We start from the raw sequence: 3,383 nt of genomic DNA, 5'->3' as shown, positions 1-3,383 counted from the left end.
GTGCCGGAGCGGGCCGGGGTCGGCCGGGCCGGCTCGGAGCGGGCCGGGTCTGATCGGGACGAGCCGGACGGGGTGGCGCCGGGTCGGGCGGTGCCGGACCGGCCGGGGGCCGGGAGGTGCGACGCGCCGGTGCCCGCGGCGGTCGAGAGGGCGGCCGCGGACGTCGGGCGGCACCCGGATGCCGGATGAGCCGCTGCGCCGACCCGGGCAGCGGTGGTCGTCGCGGAGCTGAGCGTTCGGGGTGACCGGATCACTCGGACGGCTCAATCTGAATCCACGCAGAACGTGAATTGATTTCATTTCCGCTGATCTTCGATTAGCGTCCGGCCCGAAGCCGACGAGAGGACTCGCAGATGGCCGGGCCGCACCGCATCACCGCCGCACTCGGCGTCGGCGCCCTCCTCGGCGCGCTCGCCCTCGCCCCCGCCGCAGCCGCCGCCCCCGAGCCCGCCGCACCCGGCACGTCCGGGTTCACCGCGCCCGAGGCCCCGGACCACTGCGGCGGGCAGTGCCACCACGTGCTGCCCCCCGGCCAGAACGGCAACGCCACGCTCGCCGAACTCGCCGGACACCTGCTGTTCGGCACCAAGCCGAAGCACTCCGACGACCAGATCGCGCCCTACGCCGACCTGGCCACCGGGTACAAGCAGCTCACCACCGGCACCATCGACGAGTTCTTCAGCGACAACTCCTTCGGCGTCGAACCCGACGACGTGGACCGCACCTACCGGCCGCGCGAAGACGTCACGGTCGTGCGGGACAAGTCCGCCGGAGTCCCGCACATCTACGGCGACACCCGCGCGGGCACCACCTTCGGCGCCGGGTACGCCACCGCCGAGGACAAGCTTTTCCTGATGGACGTGCTGCGCCACGCCGGACGCGGCGAGGTCAGCCCCTTCGCCGGCGGCGCCCCCGCGAACCGCGAACTGGAGCAGAGCTTCTTCGCCACCTCGCCCTACACCGAGGAGGAGCTGCAGCAGCAGATCGACAGCGCCGCCGCATCGGGACCGCGCGGTGCGCAGGCCCTCGCCGACGCGCAGTCCTACGTGGACGGCATCAACACCTACCTCCGCGAAGCCCACGACGGCCGCTACTTCCCCGGCGAATACGTCGCCACCGGCCACGTCGACCCCATCACCAACGCGGGCGAGATCGAACCCTTCGAGCTCACCGACCTCGTCGTGCTGGCCTCCGTCGTCGGCGCCCAGTTCGGCGGCGGAGGCGGCAACGAAGTGCAGCAGGCGGTGGCCCGCATGTCCCTGCACGAGCGCTTCGGGCCCGAACGCGGCGAACAGGTCTGGCGCACCTTCCGCGCCGAGAACGACCCCGAAGCCATCTCCACCGTGCACGACGGCAGCGAATTCCCCTACGCCGCCACCCCGGACGACCCGCAGGGCCGCGCCATGCCCGACCCCGGCTCCGTCACCGACCAGCAGCTCGTGTTCGACGAGACCGGCTCCGCCGCCGAACCCGACGCCGCCGCGCCCGGGCCGCAGACCGCCCCCGAAGCCGCGCCCGAACGGCCGCTGCCCCGCGAAGAGCAGGTCGACGCGCTGCGCGGCATGTTCGACGACGGCGTGCTGCCCGCGGGCATGGCCGAACCGCGCGGCATGTCCAACGCGCTGCTCGTCTCCGGCGAGCACACCGCCAGCGGGCACCCCATCGCCGTGTACGGGCCGCAGACCGGGTACTTCGCGCCGCAGCTGCTCACCCTGCAAGAGCTGCAGGGACCCGGGATCTCCTCCCAGGGCGCCTCGTTCGCGGGACTCAGCTTCTACACGCTGCTCGGCCGCGGCCAGGACTACTCGTGGAGCGCCACCACCGCCGCCCAGGACATCATCGACACCTACGCCGTCGAACTCTGCTCCCCGGACGGCGGTTCCGTCACCAAGGACGCCGACCACTACCTGTTCCGCGGTGAATGCGTGCCGATGAAGCAGGTCGAGCGGCGCAACGCGTGGGAACCGAACCTCGGTGACGACACCCCCGCCGGCTCCTACCGGCTCGTGTCCTTCCGCACCGAGTACGGGCCGATCACCCACCGCGCCACCATCGGCGGAAAACCCGTCGCCTACACCACGCTGCGCTCCACCTTCCAGCACGAGGTCGACTCGATCATCGGGTTCCAGCGGTTCAACGACCCCGGCGAGATCACCTCGCCGGAAGCGTTCCAGCAGGCCGCGAACGACGTGAACTACACGTTCAACTGGTTCTACGCCGACGCCGAGCACACCGCCTACTTCAACTCCGGGGCCAACCCGGCGCGGCAACCGCACGTCGACCCCAGCATGCCGGTGCTCGCCGACCCCGCCCACGACTGGCAGGACTGGAACCCCGACGGGAACACCGCCCGGTACCTGCCGCCGGAGCAGCACCCGCAGTCCGTCGACCAGGACTACTACGTCAGCTGGAACAACAAGCAGGCGCCCGGGACCAGCGGCGCGGGCCTCAACAAGGGTGCCGTGCAGCGCGGCGACCTGCTCGACTCCCGCGTCCGCGGACTCGTCGCCCAGGGCGGCGTCGACCGGGCCGAACTGACCCGCGCCATGTCCGAGGCCGCCGTCGCCGACCTGCGCGCCGAACGCGTGCTGCCGGACCTGCTGCGGGTGCTCGACAGCGGGCCCGTCGACCCGGCGCTCGCCGGGGAGATCGACTCGCTGCGCGCCTGGCTCGCCGACGGCGGTCTCCGCACCGAAACCGAGCCCGGCAGCCGGGAGTACGCGCACGCCGACGCCGTCGAACTCCTCGACGCCTGGTGGCCGCAACTCACCCGCGGCATCTTCGAACCCGCCGTGGGCGCCGACGCCTACCGGGCGCTGACCGGCGCCGAGCACATCAACGAATCGCCCTCCGGTTGGCAGAACGAGGAACCCGGGCTGCACGTCGGGCAACCGCACCAGGGCTCGGCGTTCCTCAACGGCTGGTACGGGCAGGTGTCGAAGAACCTGCGCGGCGCGCTCGGCGACGAGGTGCCCGGCGGGTTCGGCACCGGGCCCGCCGCGCCCGGGAACTCGCTGTGCGGCGAAGGAGACCTCGACGCGTGCCGGCAGGCGCTGCAGGACAGCCTCCGCGCCGCCGCCGACACGCCGGCCGAGCAGACCTACCCCGGTGACGCCGACTGCGAACCCGGCGACCAGTGGTGTGCCGACGCGATCGTGCACAACAAGATCGGCGGCATCGCGCACGACCCGATCAGCTGGCAGAACCGGCCGACGTACCAGCAGGTGGTGGAGTTCACGTCCCACCGCTGACCCGCCGCGGAGTGAACGGACCGTTGGTCCAACGGGATGGGGCAAGCGGTCCCTTCACTCCGAGACCGGTGTGCAGGCAGCGCCCCCCCCCCCCGGCCCGGGGGGGCGTGAAGGGGCCCGGGCGGACAGGCG

General features: G+C 72.5%; 2 protein-coding genes. Both read left to right on the top strand.

Features of this window, described 5'->3' with window-relative positions; translation table 11 throughout:
- The coding region (locus LCD31_RS27135) for a hypothetical protein (RefSeq protein ID WP_224962734.1) at positions 1-189 on the top strand (189 nt) is incomplete at its 5' end.
- 164 nt (positions 190-353) lie between these two features.
- Entirely contained in the window at positions 354-3,251 is a 2,898-nt protein-coding gene (locus LCD31_RS27130) for a penicillin acylase family protein (protein WP_224962732.1), read from the top strand.
- The last annotated feature ends 132 nt before the right edge of the window (positions 3,252-3,383 follow it).

It is taken from the genome of Saccharopolyspora sp. 6M (genome assembly GCF_020176775.1).
GTDB lineage: Bacteria > Actinomycetota > Actinomycetes > Mycobacteriales > Pseudonocardiaceae > Saccharopolyspora_C > Saccharopolyspora_C gregorii.
The sequence above is the reverse complement of the archived record's forward strand: the minus strand, read 5'-3'. Positions and strand labels throughout refer to the sequence as shown.

Bases quoted from the DNA above. Each gene is read 5' to 3' on its own strand.
- LCD31_RS27130 (WP_224962732.1), top strand. From the start codon at position 354: ATGGCCGGGCCGCACCGCATCACCGCCGCACTCGGCGTCGGCGCCCTC.